Below are 17999 nucleotides of genomic sequence, written 5' to 3'. Positions count from 1 at the left end.
CCCGAGCCGGGATGGTGGCGGGCGGGGGAGTCGCGATAGTATGACGAGGTCGAATCGATTCGAGGTTCGACGATCCCCCCACTTTCTCAGCCCGACAGCGTCGGGCTGTCCGGCGTGACGAAACGAAACCAGACGCGTGCTCGATACCTCCTCCCACCCCGTCATCACTCCCTCCACCGCGCCCGCGCGCCCCGCCCCCACCACCACCGGGGCCATCCGGACGCTGGGCAAGAACCCGGCCACCGCGCCGATCGTGCTGCACCCGGGCGACGCCATCCCGTCGTCGCGGCGCGTGCTGTACATCGTGCTGCTCGGCGCGCTCACCGCCCTCGGCCCGTTCACGATCGACCTGTATCTGCCGGCGTTCCCGGTGCTCGAGGCCGACTTCCAGACGACGGCCGCGGCCATCCAGCTCACCCTGACCGGCACGATGATCGGTTTCGCCCTCGGGCAGCTCATCGTCGGACCCCTCAGCGACAAGGTCGGGCGGCGACTGCCCCTGCTCTCGGTCACCGCGTTGCACGTGGCCGCCAGCATCTTCGCCGCGCTCGCGCCGACCCTCGGCACCCTCTCGGTCGCTCGCGTGCTCATGGGCGCCGGTGCCGCCGCCGGCGGTGTGGTGGCCGCGGCCATCATCCGCGACCTGTTCGGCGGCCGCCGCCTGGTCGTCATGCTCTCGCGCATGGCGATGGTCTCGGGCGTGGCTCCCGTGCTCGCGCCGCTGGCGGGTTCGGCGTTGCTGCTGGTGATGAACTGGCGCGGCATCTTCGTGGTGCTCGCGGTCTACGGTGCCGTCATGCTCGTGTCGGCCATCATCTTCATCCCCGAGACTCTGCCGCCGGCTCGCCGCGGCGGACCGGGCGCCACGACCGTCTGGCAGCGTTACGGCAGCGTCTTCCGCGATCGCGTGTTCATCGGCGTGCTCGTCATCGGTGCGATGGCCTTCAGCGGTCTGTTCTCGTACCTGTCGGCATCCTCGTTCCTGTTCCAGGTGACCTACGGATTCAACCCGCAGCAGTACGGCGTGCTCTTCGCGGTGAACTCGGTGGGAGTCGTCGTGGGCGTGCAGGTGGCGTCGCGACTCGCGGCGCGCTTCGGGCCGCAGTGGGTGCTCGCGGTGTCGACCGCGGTGCTGGTGGTCGCGGGCGGCACGATCGTGCTCACCGACCAGCTCGGACTGGGCCTCTGGGGCACGGTCATCCCCCTGTTCTTCTTCATGACCGCGTGCGGGTTCACCTTCCCCTGCGCGCAGGTGCTCGCACTCGACCGGCACGGCAAGGCCGCGGGGACGGCGCAGTCGATCATCGGTGCCGCCAACTTCGGCGTCGCGGGGATCATCTCGCCGCTCGTCGGCCTGCTCGCGACCGGGTCCGGCATCACCGCCACGACCATGGCATCGGTCATGGTCGGCTGCGCCGTCATCGGCGTGATCGCGCTGTGGACCCTTGTGCGCCCGCGCACGGTGGAGCGTCTCACGCCCTGAGGCGTGCGGGTCGCACGACAGCGTCCCGGCACCCGGCCCGGGCGGGTGGGTCGGTGGCGGCACGCGCGGTGCCGGCACCCCGCCGGGGCGGATGGGTCGGTCCCGGCACCCGGCCCGGGCGGGCGAGTCCGTGTCGGCACGTGCGGTGCCCGGCATCCGGTGTCGGCGACGCCGTGCCGCGGCGAACAGTAGCAGAGCGGTCGCGAGAGCCCGGCCGTGCGCGCGACCATTCCGCGGCGCCGCTCGAGACGGCATCATGAGTCGATGGATGACAGGTCGATAGGCGACAGCGCGAGAGAGGTCGTGCTCGACACGCGTCCGCAGCGCTTCCGAGCCGTGGTGGGTGTCGTGCTCATCGCTCTGGCGTGCGGGCTCGGGGCGTGGGTGTTCTTCCGCGGACCCAGCCCGTTCGCGATCGACGTGTGGTGGAACCAGCTGTTCGCCGCGGCGCCATCGCAGCCGGTGTACGTGTTCGCGCTCGTGATGGACGGCGTGGGAGGCCACCTCACCGCGGTGCTGATCGTGCCCCTTCTGGGCGCGTTGGCGCTGTTCCTGTCGCGCAGACGATGGTCGGCGGTGTACTTCCTCGCGGCGTCGGTGGGCAGCGCCCTACTCGTGCAGGTGGTCAAGCAGACCTTCGGCAGGGCGCGTCCGGAAGACATCCTCATCCTGAGCGACTACGGCTCCTTCCCGTCGGGCCATACGGCGAACGCAGCGACGATCGCGGTGGTCGCAGCGGTGCTGTTCCCCCACGTGTGGGTGCGGATCGTGGGGGTCGCCTGGGTGGTGCTGATGGCGTTCAGCCGGACGTACCTGCACGCGCACTGGTTGTCGGACACGATCGGCGGGGCACTGGTGGGAGCCGGAGCCGCCCTCGTGTTCGCGGCAGCGTTCTCGCGCTTGCGCGCCCGTGATGAGGACCGCTTGACGATTCGACGCGCCCGGCGAACGGATGCCGAGGCGGCGGCCTCGCCGTAGGCTGACGCCCATGAGCGAGCTCGGCGACGCAGCCCCCGTTCCCTCCGCGGCCGATGCCGAGCTGGCGCGCCTGAGAGCCGAGGCGGAGGCGGCCGAGGCTGAGCTGCGCCTCGCCCGCGCGCGTGCCGACCTCGCCGCGGCAGAGGCCGCAGCCGCGGCCGCGCGCGGGCGGGCGGCGGGCGGCGGCGGAGGCGCTTCGGGCGGCGCCGGAAACGGCGATGCGGCGGGCGGCGGCGGATCCGGCGACGCAGCGGACGGTGCGGGGCATGCGGCGGAAAGCGCCGGCTCGGCACCCGACACGACTCCCGCAGCGGAGCGCTCCGCCGCTGAAACGCCGACAGCAACGGCCCCCGCCGCGGCGACACCGGGCGCGCCCGAGGCATCCGATGCTCCGCTCAGCCCGGCGCAGGTCGCCGGCATCGCCGCGGGGTACACCGCCGACGGTGCGGCGCTCGACCTCGGGGTGCTGATGAACGGCGGGCCGGTGGCATCCGTTCCCGTTCGCATCCCGCTCGCCATGATCAACCGCCATGGCCTCGTGGCCGGGGCGACGGGAACCGGCAAGACGCGCACGCTGCAGCTGCTCGCCGAGCAACTGTCGGAGAACGGTGTGCCGGTGTTCGCCGCCGACATCAAGGGCGACCTCTCCGGTGTCGCAGCCGGCGGGACCCCGAGCGAGAAGCTCTCCGCCCGCACGGCAGCCCTCGGCCAGGACTGGTCGCCGCGGGCGTTTCCGACCGAGTTCTACGCCCTGGGCGACGACGTGGGCTCGGGCATCCCGGTGCGGGCGACGGTCTCGGGCTTCGGGCCCCTGCTGCTCAGCCGGGTGCTGGGCCTGAACGCCACCCAGGAGTCGAGCCTCGGACTCGTCTTCCACTACGCCGACGAGAAGGGCCTCGCCCTCGTCGACCTGTCGGACCTGCGCGCCGTGCTGACCTATCTCACCGGTGACGAGGGCAAGGCGGAGCTCAAGGGGATCGGCGGGCTGTCGGCCGCCACCGCGGGCGTGATCCTGCGCGAGCTGGTCGCCTTCTCCGCCGCGGGTGCGGAGTCGTTCTTCGGCGAGCCCGAACTCGATGTGCGCGTGTTCCTGAGGACGGATGCCGCGGGCCTCGGCATCGTGAGTCTGCTCGAGGTGCCGAACGTGGCGTCCCGTCCGGAGCTGTACTCCACCTTCCTGATGTACCTGTTGGCCGAGCTCTACGAGGTGCTGCCCGAGGTGGGCGACCTCGACAAGCCCAAGCTGGTGTTCTTCTTCGACGAGGCGCACCTGCTGTTCCGTGACGCGTCGAAGGCGTTCCTCTCCGCCATCACGCAGACCGTGCGTCTGATCCGTTCCAAGGGCGTGGGTGTGTTCTTCGTCACGCAGACGCCGAAAGACGTGCCCGGCGACGTCCTCGCGCAACTGGGCTCGCGCGTGCAGCATGCCCTGCGCGCGTTCACCCCCGACGATGCCAAGGCGCTTCGCGCGTCGGTGCGCACCTACCCCGACTCCGGCTACGACCTCGAGCGCGTGCTGCAGGAGCTGGGGACGGGGGAGGCGATCATCACGGTGATGAGCGAACGCGGAGCTCCGACGCCGGTCGCCTGGACCCGCATCTTCGCGCCGCGGGCATCGATGTCGCCGATCGCCGCCGACGCGATGGCGTCGGCCGTGTCGGCATCCCCCCTCTTCTCCACTTACGGAACACCCATCGACCGCGAGTCGGCGCGCGAGATCCTCGGCGCGCGCATGCAGGCTGCGACCGAGGCCCGCGAGGCGGAGGACCGGGCGAAGAAGGCCGCCGCCGACGAGGCCGAGTACGCCAGGCAGAAGGCCGCGATCGACAAGCGCAACGCCGCCGCGCAGAAGGAGGCGCAGCGCGAGTACGAGCGGATTCTGAAGTCCACGGCGGCGCCGCGATCCCGCGCGAGCGCGCCCACCCCCGGGTTGGACGGACTGCTCGGGCGCGGGGCGACGAAGAGCATCGTCTCGGGTGTGATCCGCGGCCTGTTCGGCAACAGTCGCCGGCGCTGAACGCGACGCCGGCCGGCTCGCGTGCGGGGGCCGGTGGTGCGCGCGTCATCCTGTCGAGCGTGGTCACAGAATCGGATGCCGGCCGGGGCGTGCGGGCATCCGATTCTGCCGACCATGGCCGCTCCCGGGCGGCGGGCGTCGCCGTGTCGGGACGATGTCGCCGAATCGGACGCCGGAGGGCGTGGCATCCGATTCCGTCCGATCCGACGGGTTTCCGTGGTGGCGGGGTGCGGTTCAGGGACGGCGGACGGCCAGGGGCATCGTCGAGGTGTCGATGAGCGGGTCGCGATCCTGTCGCGCGACGACCGCCTCCGCCTCGGCGGGGGTCTCCACCGTGGGCATCGAGCCGAGCAGTGGGCGCCGAGCGGTCTCGCGCATCGACAGCAGCGCGACGAGCCCCAGTGCGGCGAAGAACATGATGTAGAACGCGGGCATGAGGGTGTTGCCGGTCCAGTCGATGAGGGCCTGGCTGAACAGGGGGGTCGTTCCCCCGAACAGCGACACCGCGACGTTGTACGCGACGGCCATGGCGCCGAATCGAGACGCGGTGGGGAACAGCGCGGGCAGGGCGGATGCCGAGATCGCGACGTAGAACGCCACCGGCACCGCCGCCATGCACAGCGCGATCATCACCGCCCAGAGCTCTCCGATCTGCATGATGAGGAACGCGGGCACCAGTAGGACGAGCGCGGACCCCGCGGCGATCGCGTAGACGGGCTTGCGGCCGATGCGGTCGCTGAGGCGCCCGATCAGCGGGAGCGACGCCGACATCACCAGCAGCACGGGGACCGTTGCGACGGCGGCCGCGATATTGGAGACGCCCACCTCTTTCTCGAGGTAGGTGGGCATGTAGCTCGTCAACGCGTAGCCGGCGGTGTTGGTGGCGGCGACCAGGGCGATCCCGATCAGCAGGGCGCGCCAATGGTGACGCACGATACCGACCAGGCCCTGACGGGCCATCGGGTCGTCGGCGTCGGTCTCGTGGGTGCCGGCCTGCTCGAACGCGGGCGTCTCGGGGATCCGCAGGCGGAAGTAGATCGCCACGATGCCCAGGGGGATGGCGAGCAGGAACGGGATGCGCCAGCCGTACTCGACCATGGCGTCGTCACCCGAGATCGAGGTGGTGATGGCCGTCGTCAGCGCCACCGCTGAGGCGCCCGCGGCGAAGCCGACGTAGGAGCCCACGTCGAGCCACGACGACCAGAAGCCGCGGCGGCGGTCGGGGGAGAACTCCGAAACGTAGGTGGTCGCACCGGCGTACTCGCCGCCGGTGGAGAAACCCTGCACCATCTTCAGCAGGTACAGCGGCACGATGGCCCACAGCCCGATCTGCGCGGAGGTGGGCAGGATGCCGATGAGAGCGGTCGCGGTGGCCATCATCGCCATCGTGAGGAAGAGCACCTTCTGCCGACCGATGCGGTCGCCGAGGGGGCCCAGGACGAAACCTCCGAAGGGACGGACGAGGAACGAGATCGCGAAGCCGAGGAGGGTGACCAGCAGCCCCCACGGGTCGGGGACGTCCGAGGCGAACACCGCGGTGAGGGTCAACGCGAGATAGCCGTATATCCCGAAGTCGAACCACTCCATGAAGTTGCCGACGACGGTGCCGCCGATGGCCGTGCGCACGCGCTTCGTGTCGACGACGATGACGTCGTCGACTTCGAGACGGGGGGAGGGGGATGCCGAGGGGCGATTCTCGTTCATTCCTCTACCCCTACCCCGATCGCCACGAGGTTGCCAATCGGGGCGCCGCCGGCCGGGTCGTGCTACCGGAACGCCAGCACGTCGTCGCCCCATGCACGCCGGAGGTCCGCGTCGAGGTCGTCGACGACGTGGTCACGCCGGTCGATGACGAGGGTGGTACGCGCCGCGACGTCGTAGGCGGGCCAGTCCGACTCGGTGGATGCCGAGGGCTCCCCGCCGTGGGCGAACGCGCTCCATCGCCGCTGCATGCGCGACGAGATGTCTTCCGCGACCCGCAGGCCTCCGAGGCGGAAGGTGAGGTCCTTCGGCCCGCTGACGAGGTTGCCCCAGAGGTACGGAAGCTCGCTGGCATGCGTCGCCCCGAGGCCGATGAGACGCAGGAACGGCGCGGCGTGATCGAAGCGGTACAACCACACCGGGGCGACACGGCAATGTCCCTCGGCCACCCAGATCGTGGGAAGACGGAAGCCGATGTCTCGCGCGACGCCGAGTCCGACGGCGCGGTGGCGGAGGTGCTCGTAGGCGGTCAGGACCTGCTCGCGGGTGGGGAGCTCGACCCCGGGGTTCTCCGCGGCCATCGCGACGAACATCTGATCGATGCGCTCGCCGGTGATGGGGATGAGCGGCGACTTCATGAAGGAGAACAGGGACGCTTCGTCTTTGTTCGTACCGATGAGCAGCGGAACGGGGAGGCCCCGCCCCTCCTGCAGCACCCTGATCGGCGCCTCGGGCAGCAGGTCGCCGTCGATGACGGGCGCGAACGCGAGCGTTCCCGGGTCGGTGGTGGGGACTTCGGTGTACACGGCTTTCCCCGCCGCGACCACGTCAGCGACCGGCGTCGAGCGCACGGCGTCGGATGCCCCCGGCTCGGAGGGGTCGATGCCCAGCAGGGCGAGGAACCGGTCGGCCACGCGACGCGCGCGCTCAGGCCCGTACACGCTCGAGGCGGGGGACGACTGCGCGATCGCCCGATGGAACAGGCCCGCCGCAGACGGCGTGGCGAGGAGGGTCGTGACGAGGCCTCCCCCCGCTGATTCGCCGAAGACCGTCACGCGGTCGGGGTCTCCGCCGAAGGCTCCGATGTTGCGCTGCACCCACCGCAGGGCCATCAGCACGTCCTTGAGAGCAAGATTGCCGTCGAAGCCGCCCGAGGGGAGGGCGTCGGACAGGTCGATGAACCCCAGCGCCCCGAGCCGGTAGTTGAGCGTGACCACGATCACGTCGCCGGAGGACACGAGGGACGTGGCGTCGTACAGCGGCTGACTCGACGAGCCGAAGGTGTAAGCGCCGCCGTGCAACCACACCATGACGGGGCGCGGCCCGTTCGTGTCGTCGGGGGCCCAGACGTTCAACGACAGGCAGTCCTCGTCCTGCACGGTGCCCTCGCCCAGGGGGATCGCCGGGTTCTCGGGCTGCGGGCACACCGCGCCGAAGGAGGTGGCGGGGATCTCGCCGTCGAGATCAGGGGCGGCGACCGGATCGCGGAAGCGACGCTCGCCGACCGCGGAGAGGGCGAACCGGATGCCGCGCCACGAGCGCACGGCGCGTTCGACGGAGCCGGTGAATGTGCCCGCGGGAGCCGTGACTCGACAGGGCGGAGGGGAGACGGTCATGGGAACCTCACACGAGTTGGTGGACGAGGTGGGAGGCCTCGTTGGCGGCGAGCACGGCGAACAGCACGGTCATGATCATCGCGTTGTGGTCGATCATCTCGCTCTTGAGGCGATCGAGGGCGGCCACCACCCGGGGGAGACCGGTGGCGCCCAACGCGGTGGGCAGGATGAGGGTGAGCGAACCCGCCACCGCGAGACCGACGCAGAACAGTGCGGCCACGAGAAGAGGCAGGTGCGCGGCGCCGATGAGAGAGCCGCCCTTCAGCTCGAGGGGCAGGTTCTTGCTGTTGGTCGCGGCCATCAGGAGTCCGAGTCCGGCCGCCCGCGCGGGAGTGATGGCATCCATCGCCGCGAGCCAGCCCGGTGGCGTGGGCGGCGCTCCGCGCTTCGGGCGCCCGCGCCAACTGAGGATCGACATGGTCGTGAAGCCGACGGTCAAGAGGGCGCCGAGCGCGGTCACGACGAGGCGACCGCCTCCGTGTGTGGCGCCGGCTGCGCCCGCGGCGGTGAGCGCGCCGACGGCGATGGCGGCGAGCGTCACGCCGAAGAACGTCGCGGTGTACACGGGAGCGGCCGAGCGCCCGCGGGCGGAGAGGAGGATGGCGATGACCGCGACGATCGGCAGAGGCGAGATGGCCATACCGACGGCGAGGGGCAGGAGCGGGGTGAGCGAGGACATCGGCGCCGACGCTACGCCGGGTCGACGGCGGCTCCCGAGCGATGTTCGGTCGACACGACAATTCCGGGCCCCGGGGGCAGGTCGGCGATGAGGACGGTGGTGTCGGGTTCGGCGACGAGACGCGCGCCGCGGAGGGCGATCCGCGATCCGGCGCGCAGCGCCGCCGGTGCCGCGGCGGCGCCGGGGGAGCGAACCTCCACCCGCAGGCGAGGGCCGGCACCGGTGGCGCACACCCGGACGGTGACGATCGCCGCGCGGTGGCGCGCGTGCTTCGCGGCGTTCAGCAACCCCTCGGCGACGATATCGATCGTGTCGTCGGCGAGAGCCGGATCGGCGTCGAGAAGAAGACGTGCATCGCCGTCGATCGCCACCTCGACGCGCATCGCCAGGGCCCACGTCGCGACGAGCGCGTCGAGCGCTCGAGAGTCCGCTCCCGTGACGGGCGCCTCGGATGCCGTGACGACGGCGCACGCCAGGTGCTCCAAGACGTCGGAGAGCTCGGCACGATCGGCGGGCGACGGCTCGGGGCACCGCAGAGCGAAGAGCACGAGGGCGCCCTGAGCGTCGCGATGCAGGATGTCGGCCGCCGCCCGCAGCCCCGCGCGGGAGGAGCGGGTATCCCGGTCGTCAGCGCGCGTGCGCGCCGTGATCGCCGCGGACAGTCGTCGGCGCTCCACCGCGAGCGCGTGCTCCCCTCCGCGCCACCGCGCCGCCGCCATCCCCAACGCCGGGAAGACGATCACGGGCAGGGCGGCGACCGGCCAGGGAACTCCCTGGAGGCCGGCGATGACGCCGAGGACGACCCCCGCCGCGACGATCGACACCACGAACACCCTCAGGCGCCGCCGAACGGAGCGTCGCCACCGCGCCCGGCGCGGTGCCAGCTCGGCGGCCAGACCGCAGACCAGCGTGACCGCGATCCCGAACGGAAGGGCGACCGGGTCGACCGTGCGCAGAGCGTAGGGCAGGACGGCCACGACGTAGAAGGCGGTGAGCGCTCCGACCGGCGGCAGCCGGAAGAGGGCGCGCGCCGACGGGGAGTCGACCACCTCGAGACGCTCCGATGACGCGGCGCTCCGGTCGGCCAGAGAGTGCAGCTCGTGTGCCGCGGTGCGCAGCGTCGCCGCCCGGAGTCGAGCACCCTCCGAGGTGGCCTCGAACGGCTCGCGGATCAGCGCCGTCGCGCGCATCGTCGCCGCGCGGGCCTCGACGGTGAACCTCCGCGCGCGGACAGCGCTCGACTGCAGCTGCGCGAGAACCGTGCGCAGCAGGGTGTTGGTCTGACGGGTGGTGCGGGCGGCGTCGACGAGCAGTGCCGTGCCCCCGAGCGCAAGCGTCCAGACCACGAGGTTGGTCGCCGCGCGCAGGAGCTCCGCTCCTGGCGGAGGGACGGGCGCGCCGAGCGCGACGGAGACGGCATCCTGCACCGTCGGCCGGGTGAGAGAGGAGACGGCCAAGGTCGCGAGGACGACCGCCCCCCGCACGGCCCTGCGCCGGATCGCCCGCTCGGCCAATGCCACGGCGCCCCACTCGCAGCCGAAGAGCGACGCCGTCGTGGCGGCGATGAGGATCCGCAGCCCCGGATGCATCGGATCGGGCGTCGGAGCCAGCACGACGACCGACACGACGAGAATCGTCGCGAAGGTGTATCGCGAGACGAAGCGTCCGCTCGCGCATACGGCGACGAGCCCTGTCATGGGAGGGCGCCGTGCTCCGCCACGTACAGCGCGGTGGCGCGCACCCGTGCGTTCGTGGAGGGGTCGGATCCGAGCCCGAGTCGCTCGAAGATGCGGCTGACCGTCTTCTCCACCGCGCGGGTACTGGTGCCGCGATGGCGGGCGATCTGGGCGTTCGTCCATCCTCGCGCGACGAACGACAGCACTTCGAGCTGACGGCGGGTGAGAGGAGCGAGGGGACTCCGTCGCGTCTCTGCCGGACCGGCGGGGGGAGTCACCCCGGCGAGTGCCGTCTCGACGGCCCGCACCACCGTCTCGGCGGAGTCGACCTCGAGCTTCGAGAGGAAGACCGCAGCCGCCGGGCCGCCCGCCGCCGCCCCCGGGAAACTGCTGAGGAAGACGACCGCGAGGTGAGGAGCAAGGCCCGTCAACATGACCGCGAGCTCGACCCCGGACGGTCGAGAGCCGAGATCGATGTCGGTCAGCAGCACGTCGGGATCCGTGCGGGTGAAGGCCGCGACCGCCTCTCCCGCCCCGGCGGCACCGGTAACGTCGAACCCCCGGTGGGCCAGCATGTCGCAGAGCAGGGCGCGCATCGCCGGGTTGTCTTCGACGACGAGCACGCGTCGCATCCACGCGGTCTGCACGCGCCCACCCTAGCGCCGCGTCAAGCCCCCGGGGATGTCGGAGCCCGGGCGTACGGTGTCGGGCATGAGCGAGCTGACCACACCCACCGGCCGCGAACCCGCCCTCGTCGCGCAGCCCCGCGACGACGGCTCGGCGCCCCGCGCCCTCGTACTCGGCGCCACTGGATATCTAGGCGGGCGTCTCGTCCCCCGTCTCATCGCGGCGGGCTACCGCGTGCGCGTCCTCGCGCGCGACCCCCGGCGTGCGGCGGCGTTCCCGTGGGGCGACGAGGTCGAGGTGGTGCAGGGCGATGCGACCGACACCTCGGCCGTCGCCGAGGCCGTGAGCGACGTCGACATCATCTACTACCTGATCCACTCGATGGGCGGCGGCCGAGACTTCGAGAGCACCGACCGGCGCGCGGCGCAGACCGTCGCCGATGCGGCGGCCGCGGCATCCGTCCACCGCATCGTGTACCTCGGCGGCCTGCACCCCCTCGACACGACCCTGTCGGCCCACCTGCGCTCTCGCGTCGAGGTGGGCGACATCCTGCTCGCCAGCGGGGTGCCGACCCTGGTGCTGCAGGCGGGCGTCGTCATCGGCTCGGGCTCCGCGTCGTTCGAGATGGTGCGCCACCTCACCGACGTGCTGCCGTACATGCCCGCGCCGAAGTGGGTGCGCAATTTCATCCAGCCGATCGCGGTGCGCGACGTGCTGCACTATCTGCTGGGGGCGGCGCGCGTGGCACCCAACGTCAACAGGGCCGTCGACATCGGCGGACCCGACGTCTTGCGGTACGGGCAGATGATGAACGGCTACGCCCTCGAGGCGGGTCTGAACCAGCGTCCGATCGCGTCGCTGCCCGTGCTGACGCCGCGGCTCGCGTCGCACTGGGTCAACCTCGTCACGCCGATTCCGAAGTCGATCGCCCGTCCGCTCGTGGAGTCGCTGCAGAACGACTGCGTGGTCAAAGACCGGGCGGTCGACGACCTCATCCCTCGTCCCGAGGCGGGGCTCATGCCCTACCGCGAGGCGGTCCGCCTGGCGATGCGCCGCGTCAACAACGACGACATCGAGACCAGTTGGCTGGATGCCGAGGTCTCGGGCGTTCCGAGCGACCCGCTGCCGAGCGACCCCGACTGGGCCGGCCGCCTGGTCTACACCGACAAGCGTTCGATGACGACGACGGCGAACGCCAAACAGCTGTGGTCGGTGATCGAGGGGATCGGCGGCGAGAACGGCTGGTACTCCTCGCCTCTGCTGTGGGCGATCCGCGGCTGGATGGACCGGCTCGTGGGCGGCGTGGGCCTGGCCCGCGGACGCCGCAGTCGCTCGGTCGTCACCGTCGGCGACGCGCTGGACTTCTGGCGCGTCGAGGCCATCGAACCCGGACACCTCCTGCGGCTCCGCGCCGAGATGAAGGTCCCGGGTGGGGCATGGCTCGAGCTGCGCGCGACCCCCGAGGGTGACGGCGCGCGGTTCGATCAGCGTGCATTGTTCTTCCCCACGGGTCTCGCCGGGCGACTTTACTGGCTCGCCGTCCTGCCCTTCCACGGGCTGATCTTCAGCGGCATGGCGCAGCGCATCACCGCCGCCGCCGAGCACGTTCAGCGCGAAAACCCCGAGCCGCAGTCGGAGGCGGGCCGGATCGAGCCCGAGGTGCCCGAGGTCGAGACGATCGGCGGGTGACATCGCCGGTCCGGGGGCGCGGGGCATCGTGGCGCGCCTAGGCTGAGTGCGTGCCGCATGCCGCCCGGGTGATCACCGTCTCCGACCGTTCCGCCGCCGGACTCCGCGAAGACCGTGGCGGTCCGCTCGCCGTCTCGCTCCTGCGCGAGAGCGGCTTCGAATGCGAAGACGCGATCATCGTCCCCGACGGTGCCGACAGCGTGGAGGCCGCTCTGCGTGCCGCCGTCGCGGCAGGCCCTGGACTCGTCGTCACGACCGGCGGAACCGGTGTCGCTCCGCGTGACCGGACGCCGGAGGGCACGTCGCGTGTGCTGGATCGCGAGCTGCCCGGCATCGCCGAAGAACTCCGCCGTCGCGGTCTGTCCGACACCCCCCTCTCGGTCATCTCCCGGGGGCTCGTCGGCGTCGTCGACCCCGGCTCGCTGGTCGTGAACCTCCCCGGGTCCACGCGGGCCGTGGCATCCGGGATCGCGATGATCGCGGAGATCGCCCCGCACGTGCTCGACCAACTCGCCGGAGGAGACCACGCATGACCACGCCCGACAGCGGTTCGCCGTCCGACCTTCCGGTCCGGGGCGCGGTGCGCATCGCGCGCCTCTCCGACACGTCGCTCGACCTCGATGCGCACCTCGATGCCGTCGAGGACTCGGCGTCAGGTGCGGTGACGACGTTCGTCGGACGTGTCCGCGACACCGACCCCGACGCGTCCGACGCCGTCATCGCGCTCGAGTACAGTGCGCATCCCGACGCCGAGCAGGCTCTGCACCGCATCGCCGCCACGGCGGCCGAGGGCACCGACGCGATCGTCGCGGTCAGCCACCGGGTGGGTCGCCTCGGTGTCGGCGAGGCGGCGGTCGTGATCGCCGTGGCGTCCGGTCACCGCGCGGAGGCGTTCGAGGTCTGCCGCCGCGTGATCGAGACCATCAAGACCGATCTGCCCGTGTGGAAGCGTCAGGTCGAGGCCGATGGCACGACGGCGTGGAAGGGGTTGGGGGGCTGACGGCTCCTCGCGCCCGCGACGGAGTCGGGTGAGCGCGACGGAGAAGGTCGTCGTGGCGGGCGTCCGTGCGATTCTGGCGCACGGGTCCACCGCCGACGCGGGTCAGCCGCCGGCGAAGGGCGGCAGGATGTCGACGTGCGCGACCCCGGCGAGCGGGGCATCGTCGTCTCGGCGCTCGCCGTCGACGAGGACCGCGCAGCGGTCGAGGATCCCGGCGAGGGCGGGGTGGTCGGCGACCACGGCCGCACGCAGCGCCGCCAGACCCGGTTCGTCGCGGTCCTCGGCATCCGTGCCCGCGGCCTCCGCGGCGGCGGCGAAGTACCGCACGCGGACGCTCACGCGGATGCTCCGGTGACGCCGCTCGGCGCGGGCGCCGGTGCGGAGGATGACGCGATACCTGCGGCCCCCGGCTCTCCCGGGCGCACCCAGTCGCCGGATTTGCCGCCGGTCTTGGACACGATGCGCACGTTCTCGATGAACGTGCCCTTGTCCATGCCCTTCACCATGTCGACGATCGCGAGGGCGGCGACCGAGACGCTCGTGAGCGCCTCCATCTCGACGCCCGTGCGATCGGCGGTGCCGACGATGGCCTCGATCTCCACCCCTTCGTCGGTGATCGCCAGGTCCACCGAGGCGCGGTGCACGCCGATGACGTGCGCGAGGGGGAGGAGCGCAGGCGTGGACTTCGCGGCCTGGATGCCGGAGATGCGGGCCACGGCCAGCACGTCGCCCTTGGGGGCGGTGCCGCCGCGGAGGGCCTCGACGACCTCGGGTGCGCACCGGACGAAACCGCGAGCGGTCGCGGTGCGGACGGTGGGCTGCTTCAGGGTGACGTCGACCATGCGGGCGTGGCCCGCGGCATCCAGATGGGTGAAGGTCATGGAATCAGCATGACATCGAGCGGGTCGCCCACCGACACCACGGAGACGTCGGCGGGCACGATCGCGAACGCCCCGGCGCGCGCGAGCGAGGCGGCCAGGTGCGATCCGGAGCCGCCCGCGGTGGCCGGGCGGACGGTGCCGGCGACGAGATCGACGACGGCGGGGAGGTACTGGCGGCGGCCGGGCGGGGTCGTCCAGCTTTCGGATGCCGTGAGCCGGGCGAGACGCCGATCGATGGTCGCGCGGCCCTGCAGGGCGAGCAGCGCGGGACGCACGAACACCTCGAACGACACCGCCACGCTCACGGGATTGCCGGGGAGTCCGAAGACGAGGCGGCCGTCGTCGAGCACGCCGAACGCCTGCGGCTTGCCGGGCTGCATCGCGACCCTGTCGAACGCGATGCGATCGGCCAGGGCCAGACGCACCGGCTCATACGCTCCCGCGCTCACTCCGCCGGTGAACACGACGACATCGGCGCGCGTGGCGCGTGCCAGCACGGCGTCGATACCCGCGGGGTCGTCGCCGATACGGTCGACGAGCTCGATGTCGGCGTCGGCGTCGGCGACGACGGCCGCGAGCAACGTCGCATTCGAATCGGGCGTCTGACCGCGGCCGAGTGCGTGTCCGGGGGCGACGAGTTCGCTGCCGGTGGAGATGATGGCGACGCGGGGGCGGCGAGTGACGGTGACGGCGTCGACGCCCGCGGCCGCCGCCGCTCCCAGGGCGAACGGATCGAGGCGCTCCCCGGGAGAGAGCACCGTGTCACCGGCGCGAGTGTCGCCCCCTCGGCGGCGGATGTAGGCGCCGACGGCCTTGGGCGCGCGGAGCACGGTCACGGCGCCCAGCGAATCGGCGAGTCCGCCGGCGGTGTCCTCGAACGGCACGATGGCGTCGGCGTCCGCGGGCACAGCGGCGCCCGTCATGATGCGGGCGGCCTGACCGGGGGCGAGCGCGGGGTCGTCGGCGGTGCCCGCGGGGAGGTCGGCGACCACGCGCAGAGTCGCCGGGTTCTCGGCATCCGCCCTCTCGACGTCGGCGAAGCGCACCGCGAAACCGTCCATCGAGGAGTTGTCGAAGCCGGGCAGGTCGTGCGCGGCGAGCACCGGTTCGGCGAGGGTCCGACCCGACGCCTCGGACAGCGGCACCGACTCGGCGGGCAGCAGGACGACGGCGGCGAGCACGCGGTCGCGATGCTCTTCGACGGTGAGGAGGTCGGTCACGAGGGGAACCTTCCGGACGGGGAGGAGACGGATGCCAGGGCTGTCGATTCGCGAGAGCGGGGGCTCACGTTCGCCGCGCCCCGGCGAGCGGGATGACATCGTGCCGTGTGCGCAGAGCGTCGATGACCACGAGGCGTCCGAGGAGGGGATCGCCCGCTCCCGTGATGAGCTTGATCGCTTCGGTCGCCAGCAGCCCGCCGACCTGTACGCACAGCGAGCCGAGCACACCGACCTGCGCGCACGTCGGGGGTTCACCGGCGGACCCGGACGGGAAGAGGTCGCCGAGGACGACCGGGGCGTATCCCTCGGGCGGGTTCGACCAGAACACCGTCACCTGCGCCGCCCATTCCTGCACGGCACCCCAGACGAGGGGGATGCCGAGGTGCTCGGCGGCCGCTGCGACGGCCTCGCGCGTGTCGAACGTGTCGCTGCCGTCGATGACGAGGTCGGCGCCCTCGAAGAGCTCGCGGGCGTTGTCGGAGGTCAGCCGGAGGTTTCGTTCATGAACGACGGTGAGCGGCGACAGATCGCGCACGGCGCGGGCGGCGGAAGCCGTCTTCGCGGTGCCGATGTCGTCGATGCGGTGCGCGAGCTGGCGCTGGAGGTTGGTCCGCTCGACCGTGTCGTCGTCGATGATCACGAGCTCGCCCACCCCGGCCGCGGCGAGCGAGAGCAGCACGGGGGAGCCGAGTCCTCCGGCACCCACGACGGCGATTCGCGCGGCGGCGAGACGGCGCTGCCCCTCCTCGCCGATCCCGGCGAGCACGGCGTGACGGGCGGTGCGGATGAGTTCCTCCGGGGCGAGGGATGCCACGGGCTCGACGAGCGGCCTCATCCGCCGATCGCGCTCATCGTGCGTTCCGGCTGCACGAAGTCGGGGCGCGCGAGCCCGACACGGTCGGAGCCGTGGGCACGGGGCTTGGCCCACATGGCATCCCGCCAGATCTGCGCGAGCCCCTCGTCGTCGGCGCCGTCGCGGAGCGCCGTGAGCAGGTCGGTCTCCTCGTGCGAGAACAGGCACGAGCGGATGCGGCCGTCGGCGGTGACCCGCGTGCGTGAGCAGGCGGCGCAGAACGGCTCGGTGACCGACGAGATGATGCCGACGTGTCCGGCGAGGGCCGTCTCACCGTGGCGGCGCACTTCCCACCGTTCGGCGGGGGCGGCGCCGCGACCGCGCGGGTCGGCGGAGAGCGTGAAGGTCTCTTCGATCGCGGCGCGGATATCGCGCGCCGGGATGACGTTGGTCGCGCTCCACGAGCGGTCGCCGTCGAGCGGCATGTCTTCGATGAACCGCATCTCGAAGCCGTTCGAGACCGCCCAGTCGACAAGCGGCACGACCTCGGTGTCGTTGATGCCGCGCAAGAGCACGGCATTGATCTTGATCGGGCCGAGGCCCGCGGCGCGGGCAGCCTGCAGTCCCGCGAGCACCTTGTCGAGGTGGGGGCGGCGGGTGAGCTCGGCGAAGGTCTCGGGGTGGAGGGTGTCGAGGGAGACGTTGAGGCGACTGAGCCCGGCGTCTTTGAGTGCCTGGGCGCGGCGGTCGAGACCGACGGCGTTGGTCGTCAGCGCGATCGGCAGGTCGGGGTTGTCGGCGCGGATGCCGGCGATGACGTGTTCGAGATCCTTGCGCACGAGCGGTTCGCCGCCGGTGATGCGCAGTTCTTCGGCCCCGAGCGAGTGGACGGCGACCCGCACGATGCGCCGGATCTCGTCGGCGCTCATCAATTGCGTCTGCGGGAGCCACGGCATCCCGTCCGCCGGCATGCAGTAGGTGCAGCGCAGGTTGCACTTGTCGATCACCGAGACGCGCAGGTCGGTGGCGACGCGGCCGAAGCGGTCTTGCAGGCCGCCCTCCGTCGGGGCGCCGGTGACGCGGACAGCACCTGGTTCGCGTTGCGGTCCGGGTCGCTGCGGATCTGCTGGTCGCGGGCCGCCGGTGGAACGGATCGCGCCGAGTTGGGCGGTCGGTCCTGTCGACGTGACGGTGGCGCCGAGCGGCACGGAGACCGGACGTGGTCTCGTGTGCGTGTGCTCGGCATCCATGGCTTGAGCCTAGGTCAGCCCTGCGGGGGTGGGGGCGGGCCGAGACGGAGTAGGAGGAGTTTCGTGGGTTTCCGGGCGCGCTGAGAACGTTGGTTCCGGCGCCTCGAGGCGCTCCACGCCGAGCGTTCTGGAGGGGTGGTTGTCGCACATCATCGAAGGCCTTCGACGCCGATGCAGTACGCGCTCACGCTGTTGGGCACCCCGAGGACGGTCACGCGGTATCCCTCGCGGGCAGGGGACAGATCGCGATCGACTTCCGTCACGCGTCCATTGCATAGCGAGGGTCAGGTTTTGTCGACCCCTGTGTGCGCGTCGGCGTCGGCTCCGGTGTGGATCCGCATGGGGCAAGCCGACGGATCACGTACGCGTGCGACCGCGTCACGACCACC

General features: G+C 71.8%; 16 protein-coding genes. 6 read left to right on the top strand and 10 right to left on the bottom strand.

Annotated elements, in window-relative coordinates; genetic code table 11:
- The first annotated feature begins 136 nt into the window (after positions 1–136).
- From FHS07_RS14170 to FHS07_RS14160, 3 genes are all read left to right on the top strand, one after another.
- A complete protein-coding gene (locus FHS07_RS14170; RefSeq protein ID WP_183420540.1) occupies positions 137–1483 on the top strand; it encodes a Bcr/CflA family efflux MFS transporter in 1347 nt (448 codons plus the stop codon).
- A 264-nt stretch (positions 1484–1747) separates the two neighbouring features.
- Positions 1748–2461, top strand: coding sequence for a phosphatase PAP2 family protein (locus FHS07_RS14165; protein WP_183420539.1), 714 nt, complete (start codon positions 1748–1750; stop codon positions 2459–2461).
- Positions 2462–2471: 10 nt separating this feature from the next.
- Entirely contained in the window at positions 2472–4478 is a 2007-nt protein-coding gene (locus FHS07_RS14160) for a helicase HerA-like domain-containing protein (RefSeq protein WP_183420538.1), read from the top strand.
- Between the two features lie 234 nt (positions 4479–4712).
- Here the strand turns inward: FHS07_RS14160 and FHS07_RS14155 are convergent, their stop codons facing one another.
- The 5 genes from FHS07_RS14155 to FHS07_RS14135 all read right to left on the bottom strand — a co-directional run bounded on the left by FHS07_RS14155 (position 4713) and on the right by FHS07_RS14135 (position 10797).
- Complete coding sequence (locus FHS07_RS14155) at positions 4713–6182, bottom strand: MFS transporter (protein WP_183420537.1); 1470 nt, start codon at positions 6180–6182, stop codon at positions 4713–4715.
- 62 nt (positions 6183–6244) lie between these two features.
- Entirely contained in the window at positions 6245–7795 is a 1551-nt protein-coding gene (locus FHS07_RS14150; RefSeq protein WP_183420536.1) for a carboxylesterase/lipase family protein, read from the bottom strand.
- Positions 7796–7802: 7 nt separating this feature from the next.
- Positions 7803–8474: a GAP family protein gene (locus FHS07_RS14145; RefSeq protein WP_183420535.1), complete on the bottom strand. Its 672-nt coding sequence runs from the start codon at positions 8472–8474 to the stop codon at positions 7803–7805.
- An 11-nt stretch (positions 8475–8485) separates the two neighbouring features.
- Complete coding sequence (locus FHS07_RS14140; RefSeq protein ID WP_183420534.1) at positions 8486–10171, bottom strand: hypothetical protein; 1686 nt, start codon at positions 10169–10171, stop codon at positions 8486–8488.
- On the bottom strand, positions 10168–10797 hold the full coding sequence (locus FHS07_RS14135) for a response regulator (protein WP_343054732.1): 630 nt from the start codon (positions 10795–10797) through the stop codon (positions 10168–10170). Before FHS07_RS14135 ends, FHS07_RS14140 begins: the two co-directional genes overlap by 4 nt.
- A gap of 64 nt (positions 10798–10861) precedes the next feature.
- Here FHS07_RS14135 and FHS07_RS14130 point away from each other — a divergent pair, with 64 nt between their 5' ends.
- Genes FHS07_RS14130 through FHS07_RS14120 form a run of 3 tightly spaced genes read left to right on the top strand, consistent with a single transcriptional unit; the run spans position 10862 to position 13466 of the window.
- Positions 10862–12466 carry an SDR family oxidoreductase gene (locus FHS07_RS14130; RefSeq protein WP_246383599.1) on the top strand — a complete coding sequence of 535 codons (1605 nt, stop codon included), beginning with the start codon at positions 10862–10864 and terminating at the stop codon, positions 12464–12466.
- A gap of 50 nt (positions 12467–12516) precedes the next feature.
- Positions 12517–12999, top strand: coding sequence for a molybdopterin-binding protein (locus tag FHS07_RS14125; protein WP_183420532.1), 483 nt, complete (start codon positions 12517–12519; stop codon positions 12997–12999).
- Complete coding sequence (locus FHS07_RS14120; RefSeq protein ID WP_183420531.1) at positions 12996–13466, top strand: molybdenum cofactor biosynthesis protein MoaE; 471 nt, start codon at positions 12996–12998, stop codon at positions 13464–13466. The genes FHS07_RS14125 and FHS07_RS14120 overlap by 4 nt, the downstream gene beginning before the upstream one ends.
- Before the next feature lie 102 nt (positions 13467–13568).
- On the opposite strand, the gene FHS07_RS14115 is transcribed toward FHS07_RS14120, so the two are convergent.
- The 5 genes from FHS07_RS14115 to moaA all read right to left on the bottom strand — a co-directional run bounded on the left by FHS07_RS14115 (position 13569) and on the right by moaA (position 17610).
- A complete protein-coding gene (locus FHS07_RS14115; protein WP_183420530.1) occupies positions 13569–13805 on the bottom strand; it encodes a MoaD/ThiS family protein in 237 nt (78 codons plus the stop codon).
- Entirely contained in the window at positions 13802–14347 is a 546-nt protein-coding gene (gene moaC, locus FHS07_RS14110) for a cyclic pyranopterin monophosphate synthase MoaC (protein ID WP_246383597.1), read from the bottom strand. The genes FHS07_RS14115 and moaC overlap by 4 nt, the downstream gene beginning before the upstream one ends.
- A complete protein-coding gene (locus tag FHS07_RS14105; protein ID WP_183420529.1) occupies positions 14344–15567 on the bottom strand; it encodes a molybdopterin-binding protein in 1224 nt (407 codons plus the stop codon). Before FHS07_RS14105 ends, moaC begins: the two co-directional genes overlap by 4 nt.
- Before the next feature lie 64 nt (positions 15568–15631).
- Complete coding sequence (locus tag FHS07_RS14100) at positions 15632–16402, bottom strand: HesA/MoeB/ThiF family protein (RefSeq protein WP_183420528.1); 771 nt, start codon at positions 16400–16402, stop codon at positions 15632–15634.
- Positions 16399–17610: a GTP 3',8-cyclase MoaA gene (gene moaA / locus FHS07_RS14095; RefSeq protein WP_183420527.1), complete on the bottom strand. Its 1212-nt coding sequence runs from the start codon at positions 17608–17610 to the stop codon at positions 16399–16401. The genes FHS07_RS14100 and moaA overlap by 4 nt, the downstream gene beginning before the upstream one ends.
- Positions 17611–17999 lie beyond the last annotated feature (389 nt).

Origin of the sequence: Microbacterium proteolyticum, from assembly GCF_014192415.1 — a bacterium.
GTDB lineage: Bacteria > Actinomycetota > Actinomycetes > Actinomycetales > Microbacteriaceae > Microbacterium > Microbacterium proteolyticum.
Note: the sequence above shows the minus strand (reverse complement) of the source record. Positions and strands in the feature narration are given on the sequence as shown.

Excerpts from the sequence above, each read along its gene's own strand:
- FHS07_RS14120 (WP_183420531.1), top strand. The coding sequence starts at position 12,996 with ATGACCACGCCCGACAGCGGTTCGCCGTCCGACCTTCCGGTCCGGGGC.
- FHS07_RS14150 (WP_183420536.1), bottom strand. The coding sequence starts at position 7,795 with ATGACCGTCTCCCCTCCGCCCTGTCGAGTCACGGCTCCCGCGGGCACA.
- FHS07_RS14130 (WP_246383599.1), top strand. The coding sequence starts at position 10,862 with ATGAGCGAGCTGACCACACCCACCGGCCGCGAACCCGCCCTCGTCGCG.
- FHS07_RS14155 (WP_183420537.1), bottom strand. The coding sequence starts at position 6,182 with ATGAACGAGAATCGCCCCTCGGCATCCCCCTCCCCCCGTCTCGAAGTC.
- FHS07_RS14145 (WP_183420535.1), bottom strand. The coding sequence starts at position 8,474 with ATGTCCTCGCTCACCCCGCTCCTGCCCCTCGCCGTCGGTATGGCCATC.
- FHS07_RS14100 (WP_183420528.1), bottom strand. The coding sequence starts at position 16,402 with ATGAGGCCGCTCGTCGAGCCCGTGGCATCCCTCGCCCCGGAGGAACTC.
- FHS07_RS14160 (WP_183420538.1), top strand. The coding sequence starts at position 2,472 with ATGAGCGAGCTCGGCGACGCAGCCCCCGTTCCCTCCGCGGCCGATGCC.
- moaA (WP_183420527.1), bottom strand. The coding sequence starts at position 17,610 with ATGGATGCCGAGCACACGCACACGAGACCACGTCCGGTCTCCGTGCCG.
- FHS07_RS14165 (WP_183420539.1), top strand. The coding sequence starts at position 1,748 with ATGGATGACAGGTCGATAGGCGACAGCGCGAGAGAGGTCGTGCTCGAC.
- moaC (WP_246383597.1), bottom strand. The coding sequence starts at position 14,347 with ATGACCTTCACCCATCTGGATGCCGCGGGCCACGCCCGCATGGTCGAC.
- FHS07_RS14140 (WP_183420534.1), bottom strand. The coding sequence starts at position 10,171 with ATGACAGGGCTCGTCGCCGTATGCGCGAGCGGACGCTTCGTCTCGCGA.